The organism is Mycobacterium sp. NGS34, assembly GCF_059812845.1.
The window spans coordinates 619609-636245 of record NZ_JCALDM010000001.1 but is presented as its reverse complement, the minus strand read 5'-3'; the positions used below and the strand labels follow the sequence as shown (position 1 = coordinate 636245).

The window sequence follows — 16637 nt, the reverse complement described above, 5'->3', positions numbered from 1 at the left end:
TATGAGCCTGACCGAAGAGGCAACAGCAGCAGAAGCGGCACCCGAACCGCTGGAATCACCGGCGGTTCTGTCGGCCGAGGGCCTGAGCAGCTTCCAACCGCCGGCCGGGCGCGTGCTGCTCGTCTGGGACGCTCCCAATCTCGACATGGGCCTGGGCTCCATCCTGGGGCGGCGCCCGACGGCCCTGGAGCGTCCCCGCTTCGACGCCCTGGGTCGCTGGCTGTTGGCGCGAACCGCGGAGGTCAGCTCGGGCCGGCCCGGTGTCGTCATCGAGCCCGAGGCCACCGTTTTCACCAACATCGCCCCGGGCAGCGCCGACGTCGTCCGGCCGTGGGTGGACGCGTTGCGAAACGTGGGGTTCGCGGTCTTCGCCAAGCCGAAGATCGACGAGGACAGCGACGTGGACCACGACATGCTGGCCCACATCGCGCAGCGGCAATCCGAAGGACTCGCGGCGCTGGTGGTGGCGTCCGCCGACGGTCAGGCCTTCCGTCAACCGCTGGAAGAAACCGCGCGGACCGGGGTTCCCGTCCAGGTGATCGGATTTCGCGAACACGCCAGTTGGGCGCTAGCGTCGGATACCTTGGACTTCGTCGACCTGGAAGACATCGCGGGTGTGTTCCGGGAGCCGTTGCCGCGGATCGGCCTGGATTCGCTGCCTGACCATGGAGCATGGCTGCAGCCGTTCCGGCCGCTGTCCGCCCTGTTGACCACGCGTGTGTGAGACTGGGAAATCAATGCGTGGGTCGCTAGAGATCCAGTAAGGAGCTTACGTGTTCGCCTGGTGGGGACGAACTGTGTACCGGTATCGGTACATCGTCATCGGGGTCATGGTGGCTCTGTGCCTAGGCGGCGGCATTTTCGGCATGAGCCTGGGCAAACACGTTACACAGAGCGGGTTTTACGACGACGGCAGCCAGTCGGTCAAGGCGTCCATCCTGGGTGACCAGACCTACGGCCGCGACCGCACCAGCCACGTCGTCGCCACCTTCACCGCTCCCGACGGCAAGACCGTCGAGGACCCGGCGTGGCGGCAGAAGATCGTCGACGAGCTGAACAAGTTCAAGAGCGACCACCCCGACCAGGTCGTCGGGTGGGCGGGCTGGCTGGCGGTGGCCAATCCCGCCGACGCGCCCCCGCTGATCAAGGGGATGGCCACCGAGGACAAGAAGCACACGTTCGTGTCGATCCCGCTGAAGGGGGACGACGACGACTCCATCCTCAACAACTACAAGACCATCGCGCCGGACCTGCAGAAGCTCGACGGCGGCACCGTGCAGCTCGCGGGCCTGGAACCGATCGCCAACGCCCTGACCGGAACCATCGCCAGCGACCAGAAACTCCTGGAATACCTCGGGCTGCCGATAGTGACCGTGGTGCTCTTCCTGGTGTTCGGCGGCGCGGTCGCCGCGGGCCTCCCCGTCATCGTGGGCGGGCTGAGCATCGCGGGCGCCCTGGGCATCCTGCGGTTCGCCGCGATCTTCGGTCCGGTGCACTTCTTCGCCCAGCCGGTGGTCTCGCTGATCGGTTTCGGTATCGCCATCGACTACGGGCTATTCGTGGTGAGCCGGTTCCGGGAAGAGATCGCCGAGGGCTACGACACCGAGGCCGCCGTGCGCCGCACGGTCATGACGGCCGGGCGGACCGTCACCTTCTCGGCGGCGCTGATCATCGCCTCGAGCGCCAGCCTGCTCGTGTTGCCGCAGGGCTTCGTGCACTCGCTGGTCTACGCGATCTTCGCCGCCGTCGGGCTCGCGGCGCTGCTGTCGATCACGCTGCTGCCCGCCTGCCTCGGCATCCTGGGCCGTCACGTCGACGCGCTGGGCGTGCGGACCGCGTTCCGCGTTCCCTTCCTGCGCAACTGGAAGGTCTCGCGCGCCTACCTCAACTGGCTCGCCGACCGGCTGCAGAAGACCAAGACCCGCGAAGAGGTCGAGGCCGGGTTCTGGGGCAAGCTGGTCAACGTCGTGATGAAGCGGCCGCTGGCGTTCGCCATCCCGATCGCCGTCGGCATGATCCTGCTGGTCATCCCGCTCGGCAACCTGCAGTTCGGCGGCATGAGCGAGAAATACCTGCCGCCCAACAACTCCGTGCGCCTGGCGCAGGAGCACTTCGACAAGACCTTCCCCGGCTACCGCACCGAGCAGCTGACCATGGTGATCAAGAGCAACAACGGCAGCAAGGTCACCGACCAGCAGGTGGCCGACATCCGCAACAGGATCTCGGGGATCAGCGGCTTCACCGACAAGACCTGGGAGGAGCGTCCGTGCCCGGCCATCGCGGGCAACCCCTGCGTCAACGGCCCGAACGGCGCGACGCAGCCCAAGAACGACTCGGTGCGCGTGATCCAGAACGGCCTGGTCAACAAGAACGATGCCGAGAAAAAGATCAACGAGCTGCGGGCTATTAGCCCGCCGAAGGGCCTCAGCCTGCTAGTCGGCGGCACGCCGGCCCTCGAGCAGGACAGCATCCATAGCCTGTTCGCCAAGGCCCCGCTGATGATGACCCTGTTGCTCGGCGCCACCACGTTGCTGATGTTCCTGGCGTTCGGGTCGGTGGTGCTGCCGATCAAGGCGGTGGTGATGAGCGCGCTGACGCTCGGATCCACCCTGGGCATCCTGACCTGGATCTTCGTCGACGGGCACTTCTCGAGCGTGCTGAACTTCACCCCGACGCCGCTGATGGTGGTGCTCATCGCGCTCGTGGTCGCGGTGGGCTTCGGCCTGGCCACCGACTATGAGGTGTTCCTGGTGTCCCGAATGGTCGAGGCGCGCGAACGCGGCATGTCCACAGCGGAGGCGATCCGGATCGGCACCGCGACCACCGGACGCCTCATCACGGCAGCCGCGCTGGTCCTCGCCGTGGTCGCCGGCTCGTTTATGTTCTCCGACCTGGTGATGATGAAGTACCTCGCGTTCGGCTTGGCAGCGGCGCTGCTCCTGGACGCCACCGTGGTCCGGATGTTCCTGGTGCCGTCGGTGATGAAGCTGCTCGGCGACGACTGCTGGTGGGCCCCGCGCTGGGCGCGGCGGCTGCAGAACAAGATCGGTCTGGGCGAGATCGACCTGCCCGACGAGCGCAAGCGGCCCACCCTCAACGGCCGGCCGGCCAGGCCCCCCGTCGCGGCGGCCAGCCTGGCCGCCGGCGCACCGCGCGCGCCGCACGACCCCACCCACCCCGGCGCGCTGGAGCCGTCGCGGGCGGGCCACCCGGACCAGCTCGAACCCAGGCCCGCGCGGGAACTGGCGCCCGGCGCGCCGAGCACACCGTCCGCCGCCAGCACCACGCGCCTGCAGGCTCAGCCGGCCCAGCCGATCGAGCCCACGACCGCGCGCCTCTCGGCGCCCGCCAACGCGGCGCCCAAGCCGCCGTCGTCGCCGCGGCCACCTGCGCCCCCGACAACGTCCGGCGGTCAGACGCGGGCGATTCCGGTCCCCACCAACCGCTCCGGTGACTTACCGGAATCCGATGACTCCGAGCCCGCCACCGAGAAGCTCGACGCGCGCGGGCAAAGCGACAACGGCGACCGGCGTCGCAGGGGCGCCGGCGGGGGCGTCAGCGCGCAGGATCTGCTGCGCCGCGAGGGACGGTTGTAGCGCCCGACGGCCCAGTCGCGTAGCGCCCGACGGCTCAGTCCGGCTCGTCCGGCTCCGCCTGGACGACGGCCCCGACCTCGTCGGCATCCTCGGCCTGCTTTTCGGCCTCGGCGGAAGGATCCCGGGCGAGCAGCACTTGGATGGCGTTGTTGAGGAACGCGACCGTCGGTACGGCGAGCAGCGCCCCGACGATCCCGCCGAGCACGCCGCCGGTGGAGATGGCCAGCACCACCCCGAGTGGATGGATCGAGACCGCGCGACCCATCACCAGCGGCTGCAGCAAATGCGCCTCGAGCTGGTTCACCGCGATCAGCAAACCGAAGGTGATCAGCGCATAGACGACGCCTTTGGCCAGCAGCGCGACCACCACCGCCAGCAACCCCGAGACCAGCGCACCGATCAGCGGAATGAAGGCGCCGAGGAACACCAGCGAGGCCAGCGGCAGCGCCAGCGGGATGCCCATGATCGCCAACCCGGTGCCCACGCCCGCCGCATCGGTCAGGGCGACCAGGAAGGTGGCGCGCACGTAGCTGATCAGCGACCCGTATCCGGCGATGCCCGCCTCGCGCACCCGCGCACGGGCGCCCTCCGGGAAGATCCTGGTGACGTACTGCCAGATGTTGCGCCCGCCGTAGAGGAAGAAAATCAGCGTGAACAGCACCAACACAGCGGCCGTCACCAGCTCGGTGATCGTGGCCGCGGTCGACAGCGCGCCGCTGGTCAGCTTGGACTGGTTGTTGTGCAGCGCCTGGATCGCGGCGTTGCCCGCGTTGGAGATCTGCTCGCCCCGCAGGTGCAACGGGCCCTCGATCAGCCACCGGCGGGTGGAGTCGATGCTGCGGCTGATCTGCTCCGTCAGGTCGGGCAGGCCGTAGACGAACTGGGCGATGACGAACGCCAGGATGCCGCCGAGGATCGCGAATCCGCCCAGCATCACCAGCGCCACCGCCGCCCCGCGCGGCAGGCCCCGTTTGTCTACCCAGTCGACCGCAGGGACCAGCAAAGCGCTGATCATCAGTGCCAGCAACACCGGGACGACGATGATTTCAAGCTTCGCCACCACCCAGAGCAGTGCGAGCACCGCGGCCAAAATGACCAGCAAACGCCACGACCAGGCGGCGGCCTTTCGGACAAGGGGTTCGACGGACCCGGCCTCGAAGGCGTCTGAGGGCTGGTCGGGGTTTGCCGGCATCAGGCCAGCCTATCTGGCGGCGGCCCCCGCGAGCGGCCGTTGCGCGTCCCCCGCGCGGCCCGACCCGGCACGATCCGGTTACGACCCCGACACAGTCGGAGCTTCGCCTCGCTGGCCGCGCCACCTGCGCGGTTACCCTAAAGCACGTGTCGCACGACGCACCCGCCCGCAAGCTGGACCTGACGCGCGAAGAGACCCCGCGCGGCAGGTACTGGTGGGTGCGCTGGGTGGTGCTCGGGATCGTCGCGATCGTGCTTGCTGTCGAGATCGCGCTGGGCTGGCGCCAGTTGGCGAAAGCCTGGATGAGCCTGTACGAGGCCAACTGGTGGTGGCTGATCGCGTCGGTGGTGGCGGCGGCCGCGTCGATGCACAGCTTCGCCCAGATCCAGCGCACCCTGCTGAAATCCGCGGGCGTGCACGTCAAGCAGCTGCGGTCGGAGGCCGCGTTCTATGCCGCCAACTCGCTGAGCACGACGCTGCCCGGCGGGCCGGTGCTGTCGGCGACGTTTCTGTTCCGGCAACAACGGCTGTGGGGCGCCTCGACGGTGGTCGCCTCGTGGCAGCTGGTGATGTCGGGCGTGCTGCAGGCGGTGGGGCTGGCGCTGCTCGGGCTGGGCGGCGCCTTCTTCCTGGGGGCCAAGAACAACCCGTTCTCGCTGCTGTTCACGCTCGGCGGCTTCGTCGCGCTGCTGCTGTTGGCCCAGGCGGTGGCGTCGCGCCCGGACCTGATCGATGGCATCGGCAGCCGGGTGCTGTCATGGGTCAACTCGCTGCGCGGCAGGCCGGCCGACACCGGCCTGGACAAGTGGCGCGAGACCCTGATGCAGCTCGAGTCGGTGAGCCTGGGCCGCCGCGACCTGGGCGTGGCGTTCAGCTGGTCGATGTTCAACTGGATCGCCGACGTCGCCTGCCTCGGTTTCGCGGCGTACGCCGCCGGCGATCACGCGTCGGTCGCCGGGCTGACGGTCGCGTACGCCGCCGCCCGCGCGGTCGGGACGATTCCGCTGATGCCGGGCGGCCTGCTGGTGGTCGAGGCGGTGCTGGTGCCCGGCCTGGTCTCCAGCGGGATGTCGTTACCGAGCGCGATCTCGGCGATGCTGCTCTACCGGCTGATCAGCTGGCTGCTGATCGCCGCCATCGGCTGGGTGGTGTTCTTCTTCGTCTTTCGCACCGAAAACATCGCCGATTCCGACGACGACGAGCCGATCACCGGGCCGCTGGCCGTCGTGCGCGACGGCGACCCGGCCACCGACCCGACCGAGACCGCGCTCCAGGGCCCGCTGCCGCCGCCGGAGCCCATCGGGGAAATCGACCGCTAGCGCGCGCCGCCGATCGTCACGCCGGGCAGCGTCGGTGCCGGCACGCCGCCGGCCGGGGAGACGGCCGGCGTACCACCGCCGGGCAGCGCGGGCAGCCCGCCCGCCGCGCCCTGCGCCTGCTGCATCATCCCCATCGCCTGCGGGATGCTGATCGGCAACTTGCACTGGGTCGACAGGCTGGTCAACGGCGACGCGATCGACGTCATGTCGCCGGCCACCTTCGGGTTGGCCTCGAAGTAGGACTTGAGCCCCGTCAACGACTGCGGGCCGGCCTGCTGCTGCAGCATCGAGGTCATGGTCTGGTTGGTCTCGGGATGCGAGTCCAGGTAGTCGCCCATCGACTTGGAGACCGAGCCGATGGTCCGGGCGATCTCGCTGGCCGCGCACGGGTCGTTGGCGCCCGTGGCCGGCGGCCCGGCGAGGACCGCGACGGCGGCGCCGGGCACCGCGATGGCCAGCAGCCCGGCGAAGATTCTGCGGCGCCCGGTCGCGGTGGCTGTCGTCATGGGTCACTCCTTGAATGTTTGCGAGGCTGCGCGGCGTCGTGGGCACATCGCAAAACGGTTGGCGTGAACGGCTCTTCGTGACGGGGTTCCCCGCTCCCCCGCGCGGCCATCGGACATCCTGCCATCCCCGCACCGACGCTGCTAGTTCGTGTGATCCACATCCCGCTGGGTCACCGGTTCACAACGACTGGGCGGCGTGTTGGCAACATACGTGTCGTTGCAGCTCAGGATGCTGATAAGCCGACATAATCCACAGGCTGCTGCGGTATTCTCGCCTGCACGCATTGCGTGAGAAACCGGGGAGTGAAGAAATCCAGCAGTTCATGATGCGCCTCAGCCGCAGCCTGCGTAAGTACCGCTGGTTGGTCTTCACAGGCTGGTTGCTGGCGTTGGTTCCGGCGGTGTATCTGGCGATGACGCAGTCGGGGAACCTCACCGGCGGGGGTTTCGAGGTGGCCGGCTCGCAGTCGCTGGCGGTCCACGACCAGCTCGAGGATCTCTACCACGACCAGGGCGCGTCCTCGCTGGCGCTGGTGGCGGCCCCCCGCCCGGACGCCAGCTACTCCGACATCAACGACGCGGTGGCGCAGCTGAGGCAGATCGCCGGCGAGTTCCCCGGCGTCACCGAGGTCCCCAACCCCACCCAGCGGCCGCCGCAGCCGGACCGGCCGTACGTGATCTCGCTGCGGATGGACGCGCACAACGCCGGCACCAGCGACCTGGCCAAACAGTTGCGCCAGAAGGTCGGGATCAAGGGCGACCAGTCCGGCCAGACGGCGGACGGCCGGGTGCGGCTCTACGTGATCGGGCAGGGCGCGCTGTCCGCCGCCGCCGCGGCCAACACCAAGCACGACATCGCGGCCGCCGAAAAGTGGAACCTGCCGATAATTCTGGTCGTCTTGCTGGCGGTGTTCGGTTCGCTGGCCGCCGCGACGATCCCGCTCGCGCTGGGCATCTGCACGGTCGTCGTCACCATGGGCCTGGTCTACTTCCTGTCGGCGTACACCACCATGTCGGTGTTCGTGACCTCGACGGTGTCGATGTTCGGGATCGCGCTCGCCGTGGACTATTCGCTGTTCATCCTCATGCGTTTCCGTGAGGAACTGCGCGCCGGGCGTCAGCCGAACGAGGCCGTGGACGCCGCGATGGCCACGTCGGGGCTGGCGGTGGTGTTGTCGGGCATGACCGTCGTCGCCTCGCTGACCGGCATCTACATCATCAACACGCCGGCGCTGAAGTCGATGGCGACCGGCGCGATCCTGGCCGTGGCGGTGGCGATGCTGACGTCGGCCACCTTGACGCCGGCCGCGCTGGCGACGTTCGGTCGGGCGGCCGCCAAGAGGTCGCGCCTGCTGCACTGGTCGCGCCGGCCGGAGGGCAGCCAGTCCCGGTTCTGGATCCGGTGGATTTCAGCCGTGATGCGCCGGCCGTGGGCGTCGGCGGTAGCCGCGGCGGTGGTGCTCCTCGTCATGGCCTTGCCGACCGCGTCGATGGTGCTGGGCAACAGCCTGCTGCGGCAGTTCGACTCCGCCCATGAGATCCGCGCCGGCGTCGGAGCGGCGGCCCAGGCGCTCGGGCCCGGCGCGCTCGGCCCGATCCGGGTGCTGGTCACGTTTCCCGACGGCGGCGCCGCGTCGCCCGAGCACAGCCAGACCGTCACCGCGATCCGTCAGCGAATGACGCAGGCCCCCAACATCGTTTCGGTGTCACCGCCGCAGTTCGCCGAGGACAACGGCAGCGCGCTGCTGTCGGCCGTGTTGTCGGTCGACCCCGAGGACATGAAGGCCCGCGAGACCGTCGGCTGGATGCGCGCGCAGCTACCCAAGATCCCCGACGCGGGGACGGCGCGCGTGGACGTGGGTGGTCCGACCGCGCTGATCAAGGACTTCGACGACCGGGTGTCGCAGACCGAGCCGCTGGTGCTGGCATTCGTGGCGCTGATCGCGTTCGTGATGCTGCTGATCTCGATCCACTCGATCTTCCTGGCGCTCAAGGGCGTGCTGATGACGTTGCTGTCGGTCGCCGCCGCCTACGGCAGCCTGGTGGTGGTCTTCCAGTGGGGCTGGTTGAGCGACCTCGGTTTCACCCAGATCAGCTCGATCGACAGCACCGTGCCCCCGCTGGTGCTGGCGATGACCTTCGGGCTGTCAATGGATTACGAAATCTTCCTGCTCACCCGGATCCGGGAACGCTTCCTGCACTCCGGGAACACCCGCGACGCGGTCGCCTACGGCGTGAGCACCAGCGCCCGCACGATCACCAGCGCCGCCCTGATCATGATCGCGGTGTTCATCGGGTTCGCGTTCGCCGGCATGCCGCTGGTCGCCGAGATCGGGGTGGCGTGCGCCGTCGCGATCGCGGTCGACGCCACGGTGGTGCGGCTGGTCCTCGTCCCGGCGCTGATGGCGATGTTCGCGCAGTGGAACTGGTGGATGCCCCGGGTGCTGCGCCGCTTGCTGCCGTCCGTCGACTTCGACCGGCCGCTGCCCCAGGTCGACCTCGGCGACGTGATCGTCATCCCCGACGACATCTCCGCGCTGGCCGCGCCCAGCGCCGACCTGCGGATGGTGCTCAAGTCGGCGGCCAAGCTCAAGCACCTGGCGCCCGACGCCATCTGCGTGGCCGACCCGCTCGCGTTCACCGGTTGCGGGCGCAATGGCAAGACCGCCGCCGACAGTCGCGGCCTCGGCCCGGGACAGATCCCCCACCAGGTCGACCTCGACGACGGCGGGGCGGGGGTCGGGGCGGGCCCCGCCAAGAACGGCAGCAACGGCCACACTCCGGGCAAGAAGCTGGTCGGCGGCCTGGCGTCGCGCAACGGCATCGCCCGCGCGATCGCCGGGGAACGGCCAGTTCATCCGGTCACGCTGTGGCGGGGCCGCCTGTCCGTCGCGATCGACGCGCTGGAGACCGACGCGTCGGACGCCGCGGCCTACGAGCGGCGCAGCCCGGTGGAGACCACCCACGTGCAGCTGCCCACGGGCGATCGGCTGCTCGTCCCGACCGGCGCGGAGGCGCTGCGCCTCAAGGGCTACTTGATCATGTGCCGTAACAGCAGCCGGGATTACGCCGACTTTGCAGACATGGTTGACAACGTGGAACCGGAGACCGCCGCGGTGGTGCTGGCCGGCATGGACAGGTATTACTGTTGTCAAACACCCAGGCGGGAATGGATGGCCACCCAGTTGGTCCGCCGGCTGGCGGACCCGCATCCCTCCGATATCAGCGACGAATGGTCGGATTCCGGCGCGAAAGCGGACTGGGACGACGTCAGGCAGCGCTGCCTGTCGGTGGCCGTGGCGATGTTGGAGGAGGCGAGGTGACGTTGGCATCCGAACGGCGCCCGGCACCGCCTCCCGAGCGGCCCGCCGGCGAACAACGCACGGCCAATGGCCCTTTCGACTTCGACCAGCCCGTCGAGTTCTGGCCGACCTCCGCCATCCGCGCCGCGTTGCAGGGTGGGGACATCGCCACCTGGAAGCGCATCGCCGCGGCGCTGAAACGCGACCCGTACGGCCGGACCGCCCGCCAGGTCGAAGAGGTGCTCGAGGGGACGCGGCCGTACGGCATCGCCAAGGCCCTCTGGGAAGTGCTCGAGCGCGCCCGCACCCACCTGGAGGCCAACGAGCGCGCGGAGGTGGCCCGGCACATCCGGTTGCTGATCGACCGGTCGGGCCTGGGCGAACAGGAATTCGCGTCGCGCATCGGGGTGTCGCCCGACGACCTGATCAGCTACCTCGACGGCAGCGTCAGTCCGACGTCCGCGCTGATGATCCGGATGCGCCGGCTGTCGGATCGGTTCGTCAAGGTGAAGTCCGGCCGGTCGGCCGAATCCAACTGACGCGTCAGCGGGCGTTGATCGGCGTCACGTTCGACACCAGCCAGACGTCGCCCTTCTTGGCCAACGCCACCCGCAGCGCGGGCGCGGCCTGACTGGGCGGCTGGCCCGGGGCGTTCTGGGTGACCCGCAGGATCACCGACACGCTGGCCGCCGCCGGCCCCAGCGCCTCGACCCCGGCCGCCAGCGTCGCGGCCTGGGCCGTGACGTTGTGCTGGGCCAGGTCCGCGCTGGACTTTCGGTACTGCTCCCGAAACGCGTCCGCCTGGTCCGGCACCATCATCGCCGCGGCCCGGTCGATGGAGCTGGTCGGCGCACTCGGCGTGAACGACGCCATCGCCTCGGCCATGCCCGACGCGACCTGAACCACCTCCCGGGTGTCCTTCTTGAAGGCGCGGTCCGTCTTGGTCCAATGCGTGTAACCGGTCGACACCGCCGCGCACAGGGCGGCCGCGCACAGGAAGACGACGGCCAGCCGCAGCCCCGGCGCGTCGTCGTCGGTGCCGACGCTGACCGAATCGCGGCGCAGCAGCCAGAAGTTGACCGCCACGCCCTCGACGATCAACAGCACCAAGACCGAGCACGCCGACACCCACCACAGGGGCCAGCCGAGGACAAACCCGATCGCCAACAGCGCGGCGATCGCGGCCAGCGGGGCCGCGATGTCGAAGGCCAGCAGCCGCCAGATGTTTCTCATCGGATGGAACTCAGCCCGGAGATCAGCAGCTTGCCGTCGACGTCGGCGACCTCGAGCCGCAGGTTCCAGTGCACGACCTGCGGCTTGGCGCCGACGTTCTCGCTGACCGACGTCGCGACCAGCATCACCGAGTCCATCCGGCTGGCGAACGGCGGCAGCTTGGTGGTCACCACCGGTCGGGAGGCACCGGGCTGGGTGTCCAGGTCGCGGTGCATCGTCTCGATCGCCACCGACTCGATCCGGCCGGCGCTCTGCGACTGCAGCTTCTGCACCACCTGCCGGTACGGGTCTACGGCGGCGTCGAAGTCGGTGTTGAGTTCCCCGACCGTCCCGTCGTGCAGCTTTTGCAGGCTGGCGTCGATGTTGCCGCTGTTCATGTTGATCAGCACGCCCCCCCACTCGGCCGCGGTCTGCATGACGCGGGTCAGGTAGACGCGCTCGCCCACCTCGTCGCGGTGCCCCGACCAGATGACGTAGCCGAGCACGACCGCGGTGACCGCCAGCACGCCGAGCACCGTCGACGCGATGCCGTAGGTGGAGAAGATCCGCCCGCCCGCGGGCTCGGATTCGTCTTCGGTTTCGACGTCGTCTTCGGTTTCGCCCGCCTCGGCTTGGGATTCCAGGTCTGACATGGGCCGATCGCCGCATCCAAAAGAAGATGGAAGGATGGCGGGGTGACAGTAGAGGCCATTCGATCGGGCGTCGACCTGAGCTTCGTCGACGCGAACGCCCGCCCCCAAGACGACCTTTTCGGCCACGTCAACGGCCGCTGGCTGGCGGACTACGACATTCCCCCGGACCGGGCGACCGACGGCGCGTTCCGCGCGCTGTACGACCGGGCCGAAGAGCAGGTGCGCGATCTGATCACCGAGGCGGCCGGCGAGCAGGGCGCCGCGGCGGGGACGGACGCGCAACGCATCGGTGACCTCTACGCCAGCTTCCTCGACGAGGACGCCGTCGAGCGCCGGGGCGTGCAGCCCTTGCTCGACGAGCTGGCCGTCATCGACGACTGCGCCGACACCGCGGCCCTGGCCGCCGCGGTCGGCGCCCTGCAGCGCACCGGGGTCGGCGGTGGCGTGGCGATGTACGTCGACACCGACGCCAAGAATTCGGCCCGCTACCTGGTGCACTTCTCCCAGTCCGGCATCGGCCTGCCCGACGAGTCCTATTTCCGCGAGGAGCGGCACGCCGAGGTGCTGGCCGCCTACCCGGGACACATCGCGCGGATGTTCGGCCTCGCCTACGGCGGGGACCCAGAAACGCACGCGGACACCGCGGCCCGGATCGTGGCGCTGGAGGCCAAGCTCGCGGCCGCCCACTGGGACGTGGTCAAGCGCCGCGACGCCGACCTCACGTACAACCTGCGCACGTTCGCCGAGCTGCGGACCGACGCGGCCGGCTTCGACTGGGACGGCTGGGCGACGGCGCTGGGCGGCACCCCCGACTCGCTCGCGGAAGTGGTTGTGCGCCAACCGGATTACCTGGCCGCGTTCGCCGCGCTATGGGACAGCGAGGACCTCGAGGACTGGAAGCGCTGGGCGCGTTGGCGTTTGATCCGCGCCCGCGCCGCCTGGCTGACCGACGACGTCGTGGCCGCGGACTTCGACTTCTACGGTCGCCTGCTGACCGGCACCGAGCAGATCCGGGAACGCTGGAAGCGGGCCGTGGCCCTGGTGGAGAGCCTGATGGGCGACGCCGTCGGAAGGCTGTACGTGCAGCGGCATTTCCCGCCGGACGCCAAGGCCCGGATCGACACCCTGGTGGACAACCTGAAGGCCGCGTACCGCCAGTCCATCGGCGAGCTGGACTGGATGACGCCACAGACCCGCGAGCGCGCGCTGGCCAAGCTGGAGAAGTTCACCGCCAAGGTGGGCTACCCCGACAAATGGCGCGACTACTCGAAGCTGGTCATCGACCGCGACGACCTGTACGGCAACTACCGGCGCGGGTACGCGGTCAACCACGACCGCGAGCTGGCCAAGCTCGGCGGCCCGGTGGACCGCGACGAATGGTTCATGACACCGCAGACCGTCAACGCCTATTACAACCCGGGGATGAACGAAATCGTCTTCCCCGCAGCCATTCTGCAGCCACCGTTCTTCGACGCCGACGCCGACGACGCCGCCAACTACGGCGGTATCGGCGCGGTGATCGGCCACGAGATCGGGCACGGCTTCGACGACCAGGGCGCCAAGTACGACGGCGACGGCAACCTGGTCGACTGGTGGACCGACGACGACCGCACCGAGTTCGGCGCCCGCACCAAGGCGCTCATCGAGCAGTACGACGCGTACGTGCCGCGCGATTTGACGGGCCACCACGACCCGCCCCACGTTCAAGGCGCCTTCACGGTCGGCGAGAACATCGGCGATCTGGGCGGGCTGTCCATCGCGCTGCTGGCCTACCAGCTGTCGCTGAACGGCCAGGCCGCCCCGGTCATCAACGGCCTGACCGGCGTGCAGCGCGTGTTCTACGGCTGGGCGCAGGTGTGGCGCACCAAATCACGTGACGCGGAAGCGATCCGGCGCCTCGCGGTGGACCCGCATTCCCCGCCGGAGTTCCGCTGCAACGGCGTGATTCGCAACATGGACGCGTTTTACGAGGCCTTCGGGGTGGCCGAGGGCGACGCGCTGTACCTGGCCCCGGCGAGCCGGGTCCGGATCTGGAACTAGGCAACCGCCTCGATACGCGCCGGCACGTGCTTGTGCCACGGTGTGCCCGCGTAGGGGTCGCGCCATTCGGTGGAGGTGAGCGCGTTCGGGGCGACACCGGGAACGACGGTGCGCCCGTCCTCGCCGACGTAGTCGAGCCCGAAACCGTTCGGCAGGGCGGCATGTCCGGCGAGCATGGTCTCGGTCACCTCGACGGTCGCCTCGGCGCTGCCCGCCGCGGTGCTGACGCGTGCCCGGCCCCCGTCGACGAGCCCGAGCACCTGGGCGTCCTCGACGCTGACGCGCAGCGCCCCGTCGGCGTCGCGTTTGCGCCAGGACGGGTCGCGGATGATGTCGTTGGCGGTGTAGGCGCGCCGCTCGCCCACCGACAGCACGATGGGGAACTGCGAGGTGGTCAGCTCGGGTGGCGCCGCGGCCAAAGCCCTTAGGTCGTCCAGCATTTCGGGGATTTCCAGCGCGATCTTGTGGTCGGAGTGGCTGATCAGCGCGAAGTCGTCCTCGTAGTTGTGCGCGGTGAAGGTGACCCCGGACGGGTTGTCCAGGATCGCGTCGAACAGCGCGTTGCCGTCGGCGTGGCCGGCCCGCCGCACCGCCTCCGGATAGGTCATGGCGGTCTTCTGGGCCAGCCCCCACAGGGCGGCCGCCCCCGCCATGCCCTCCGGCAGCGTGGGCCCGAGCGTCTCGTACAGCACGTAGGGCAGCAGCTTCGCCACGGTCGGGTTGCCGCCCACCGCGGTGAGGAATGCCTCGGTGTAGGCCTGGCGGCCCCGCTGCGCGGCCTCGCGCAGGGGGCGCAGGTCGGCGTCGTCGACCACCCCGAGCGCGCGGACCAGCCGGGCCCAGATCTCCGGCTCGGGCAGGGTGCCCGGCAGCGGCTCGAGGAGCGGCCTGCGCAGCTGAAAACCGTTGTGCGGGAACTCGAAGTTGAAGAACGTGGCCTCGGGCTTCTCGAACTGCGAGGCCGCGGGCAGCACGTAGTGGGCCAGCCTGGCCGTCTCGGTCATCGCGACGTCGACGACCACCATCAGCTCCAGTGATTCGAACGCCTCCCGGCACGCCGCCGAATTGGCCAGCGAGTGCGCGGGGTTGCCGCTTTCGACGATCATCGCGCGGAACCGGTCCGGGTGGTCGGTCAGGATCTCCTCGGGCACCGCGTTGGCGGGGATCAGCCCGGCGATGATCGGCGCGCCGGTGACCGGCGTGCGGCCGGTGACCGTGCTGAACAGCGGGGCCAACGACGAATGCAGGTGCTGGCCACCCTTTTTCGCGAAGTTGCCGGTGAGGATCCACAGCAACTTGTTCAGGTAGGAGCACAGCGTGCTGTTCGGCGCCTGCTGGATGCCGAGGTCTTCGAACACGGCGACGCTGGCGGCCGTCCCGATGCGCCGCGCGGCCGCGCGCAGCAACTCCTCGTCGACGCCGCAGCGCTGCGCGTAGTCGCCGACCGGGACCTCGCGCAGCTCCGCGCGGACGACGTCGGCGCCGTGCACGTGCTCGGCGAGAAACGCTTCGTTGCAGAGGTTTTCCTGAACCAGTACGGCGGCCAGCGCCGCCAGGCACCAGGCGTCGGCCCCGGGCCGCACTCGCAGATGGAAGTCGGCCATCTTGGCGGTGTCGGTGAGGACGGGATCGATCACGATCATCGACCGGGCCGGGTCCTTGGCGATCTCGTTGAGCACCACCCGGGCCCGGGGGAAGCTCTGCGACATCCACGGGTTCTTGCCGATGAACAGCGACACCTCGGCGTGCTCGAACTCACCGCGGGTGTGTCCCCCGTACAGGTGCGCGTCGACCCACGCTTCGCCGGTCTTCTCCTGCGCCAACGCATTTGAGCGGTAGCGCGAGCCCAGGGCCTTCAGGAATGCGCCGCTGTACGCCCCGCCCAGGTGATTGCCCTGCCCGCCGCCGCCGTAGTAGAAGATCTTGTCGCCGCCGTAGGTGTCGCGGATGTGCTTGAAGCCCTCGGCGATCTCGACAATGGCGGTGTCCCAGTCGATCTCCTCGAAGGTTCCGTCGGGGCGGCGGCGCATCGGCGACGTCAGGCGGGCGCGGTTGTTCTGGTAGTGGTCCAGCCGCAGCGCCTTGTTGCAGGTGTAGCCCTGCGTCCCCGGATGCGCCTTGTCGCCGCGGATGCGAGCCAGTTTGCGATCCTCGACCTGCACCACGATGCCGCAGTTGCATTCGCACAGGATGCAAGCGGTGGGCTGCCATTCGGTGGTCGTCATTGCGGATTCCTCTCGGAGAGCTCGGCCGCGAGCAGCCGGTTCAGCTGCCGGTGCACGACATCAAGGGGCGTCAGGTCGCGCCGCACCCGGGCCAGCACGATCGCGCCCTCGAGCGCGCTCGTCGCCAGCACCGCGAATTCGGCGGCCCGGTCCGCAGCCACGCCGTCGGCGACGACGCGCGCGGCGATCAGGTCCGACCAGCGGTCGAACACCGCCGCCGCGCGCTCGACCACCGGCGCCATCCGCTCGCGGTCGGATTGCTCGCCGGCCTCGACGGAGACGGCGACGACGGGGCAGCCGGCGCGGAAGTCGCTGGCGAGCAGCTGGCGGCGGTACTTCTCGATCAGCGTGTCCAGCAGCTCGAGGCTGCCGCCGGCCTCGGCGATGACGGCGGCCACGTGCTCGCCGGCGTAGTCGACGGCCTCGCAGAGCAGCTGGGTGCGCCCACCCGGGAAGTAGTGATAGGCCGACCCGCGCGGCGCGCCGCTGTGCTCGAGAACGTCCGAGATGGCGGTGGCGTGCGCCCCGCGCTCCCGGATCAGCAGGGCGGCGGAAATCACCATCCGCTCGCGGGGGCTACGCATATGTATGA

At 69.5% G+C, this 16637-nt stretch carries 12 protein-coding genes; 6 read left to right on the top strand and 6 right to left on the bottom strand.

The window, feature by feature from the left end; translation table 11 throughout:
• Nucleotide 1: 1 nt before the first annotated feature.
• A complete protein-coding gene (locus tag AC5Y7V_RS03130; protein WP_499878574.1) occupies nt 2-724 on the top strand; it encodes an NYN domain-containing protein in 723 nt (240 codons plus the stop codon).
• Between the two features lie 49 nt (nt 725-773).
• On the top strand, nt 774-3596 hold the full coding sequence (gene mmpL3, locus AC5Y7V_RS03125; protein ID WP_499878573.1) for a trehalose monomycolate exporter MmpL3: 2823 nt from the start codon (nt 774-776) through the stop codon (nt 3594-3596).
• Between the two features lie 34 nt (nt 3597-3630).
• On the opposite strand, the gene AC5Y7V_RS03120 is transcribed toward mmpL3, so the two are convergent.
• The gene (locus AC5Y7V_RS03120) at nt 3631-4788 is read right to left on the bottom strand and encodes an AI-2E family transporter (protein ID WP_499878572.1); all 1158 of its coding nucleotides are present in this window, start codon (nt 4786-4788) and stop codon (nt 3631-3633) included.
• Between the two features lie 146 nt (nt 4789-4934).
• Between AC5Y7V_RS03120 and AC5Y7V_RS03115 the strand changes: the two genes are divergently transcribed.
• The gene (locus AC5Y7V_RS03115; protein ID WP_499878571.1) at nt 4935-6107 is read left to right on the top strand and encodes a lysylphosphatidylglycerol synthase transmembrane domain-containing protein; all 1173 of its coding nucleotides are present in this window, start codon (nt 4935-4937) and stop codon (nt 6105-6107) included.
• On the opposite strand, the gene AC5Y7V_RS03110 is transcribed toward AC5Y7V_RS03115, so the two are convergent.
• Nucleotides 6104-6613, bottom strand: coding sequence for a hemophore (locus AC5Y7V_RS03110; protein WP_499878570.1), 510 nt, complete (start codon nt 6611-6613; stop codon nt 6104-6106). The genes AC5Y7V_RS03115 and AC5Y7V_RS03110 overlap by 4 nt on opposite strands.
• A gap of 323 nt (nt 6614-6936) precedes the next feature.
• Between AC5Y7V_RS03110 and AC5Y7V_RS03105 the strand changes: the two genes are divergently transcribed.
• The gene (locus AC5Y7V_RS03105) at nt 6937-9936 is read left to right on the top strand and encodes an MMPL family transporter (RefSeq protein WP_499878910.1); all 3000 of its coding nucleotides are present in this window, start codon (nt 6937-6939) and stop codon (nt 9934-9936) included.
• Nucleotides 9933-10454: an XRE family transcriptional regulator gene (locus AC5Y7V_RS03100; RefSeq protein WP_499878569.1), complete on the top strand. Its 522-nt coding sequence runs from the start codon at nt 9933-9935 to the stop codon at nt 10452-10454. Before AC5Y7V_RS03105 ends, AC5Y7V_RS03100 begins: the two co-directional genes overlap by 4 nt.
• 4 nt (nt 10455-10458) lie before the next feature.
• On the opposite strand, the gene AC5Y7V_RS03095 is transcribed toward AC5Y7V_RS03100, so the two are convergent.
• Together AC5Y7V_RS03095 and AC5Y7V_RS03090 are read right to left on the bottom strand one after the other, a co-directional pair.
• A complete protein-coding gene (locus AC5Y7V_RS03095) occupies nt 10459-11148 on the bottom strand; it encodes a hypothetical protein (protein WP_499878568.1) in 690 nt (229 codons plus the stop codon).
• Nucleotides 11145-11780, bottom strand: a complete 636-nt coding sequence (locus tag AC5Y7V_RS03090; protein ID WP_499878567.1) for a hypothetical protein — start codon at nt 11778-11780, stop codon at nt 11145-11147. The genes AC5Y7V_RS03095 and AC5Y7V_RS03090 overlap by 4 nt, the downstream gene beginning before the upstream one ends.
• Nucleotides 11781-11822: 42 nt before the next feature.
• On the opposite strand from AC5Y7V_RS03090, the gene AC5Y7V_RS03085 reads away from it, so the two are divergent.
• Nucleotides 11823-13820 carry a M13 family metallopeptidase gene (locus tag AC5Y7V_RS03085; protein ID WP_499878566.1) on the top strand — a complete coding sequence of 666 codons (1998 nt, stop codon included), beginning with the start codon at nt 11823-11825 and terminating at the stop codon, nt 13818-13820.
• Here the strand turns inward: AC5Y7V_RS03085 and AC5Y7V_RS03080 are convergent.
• Both AC5Y7V_RS03080 and AC5Y7V_RS03075 read right to left on the bottom strand, forming a co-directional pair.
• Entirely contained in the window at nt 13817-16045 is a 2229-nt protein-coding gene (locus AC5Y7V_RS03080; RefSeq protein WP_499878565.1) for a molybdopterin-dependent oxidoreductase, read from the bottom strand. The genes AC5Y7V_RS03085 and AC5Y7V_RS03080 overlap by 4 nt on opposite strands.
• Nucleotides 16042-16629, bottom strand: coding sequence for an LmrA/YxaF family transcription factor (locus AC5Y7V_RS03075; RefSeq protein WP_499878564.1), 588 nt, complete (start codon nt 16627-16629; stop codon nt 16042-16044). The genes AC5Y7V_RS03080 and AC5Y7V_RS03075 overlap by 4 nt, the downstream gene beginning before the upstream one ends.
• Nucleotides 16630-16637: the final 8 nt, after the last annotated feature.

Bases quoted from the DNA above. Each gene is read 5' to 3' on its own strand.
- AC5Y7V_RS03130 (WP_499878574.1), top strand. From the start codon at position 2: ATGAGCCTGACCGAAGAGGCAACAGCAGCAGAAGCGGCACCCGAACCG.
- AC5Y7V_RS03120 (WP_499878572.1), bottom strand. From the start codon at position 4,788: ATGCCGGCAAACCCCGACCAGCCCTCAGACGCCTTCGAGGCCGGGTCC.
- AC5Y7V_RS03110 (WP_499878570.1), bottom strand. From the start codon at position 6,613: ATGACGACAGCCACCGCGACCGGGCGCCGCAGAATCTTCGCCGGGCTG.
- AC5Y7V_RS03105 (WP_499878910.1), top strand. From the start codon at position 6,937: ATGATGCGCCTCAGCCGCAGCCTGCGTAAGTACCGCTGGTTGGTCTTC.
- AC5Y7V_RS03095 (WP_499878568.1), bottom strand. From the start codon at position 11,148: ATGAGAAACATCTGGCGGCTGCTGGCCTTCGACATCGCGGCCCCGCTG.
- AC5Y7V_RS03090 (WP_499878567.1), bottom strand. From the start codon at position 11,780: ATGTCAGACCTGGAATCCCAAGCCGAGGCGGGCGAAACCGAAGACGAC.
- AC5Y7V_RS03080 (WP_499878565.1), bottom strand. From the start codon at position 16,045: ATGACGACCACCGAATGGCAGCCCACCGCTTGCATCCTGTGCGAATGC.
- AC5Y7V_RS03075 (WP_499878564.1), bottom strand. From the start codon at position 16,629: ATGCGTAGCCCCCGCGAGCGGATGGTGATTTCCGCCGCCCTGCTGATC.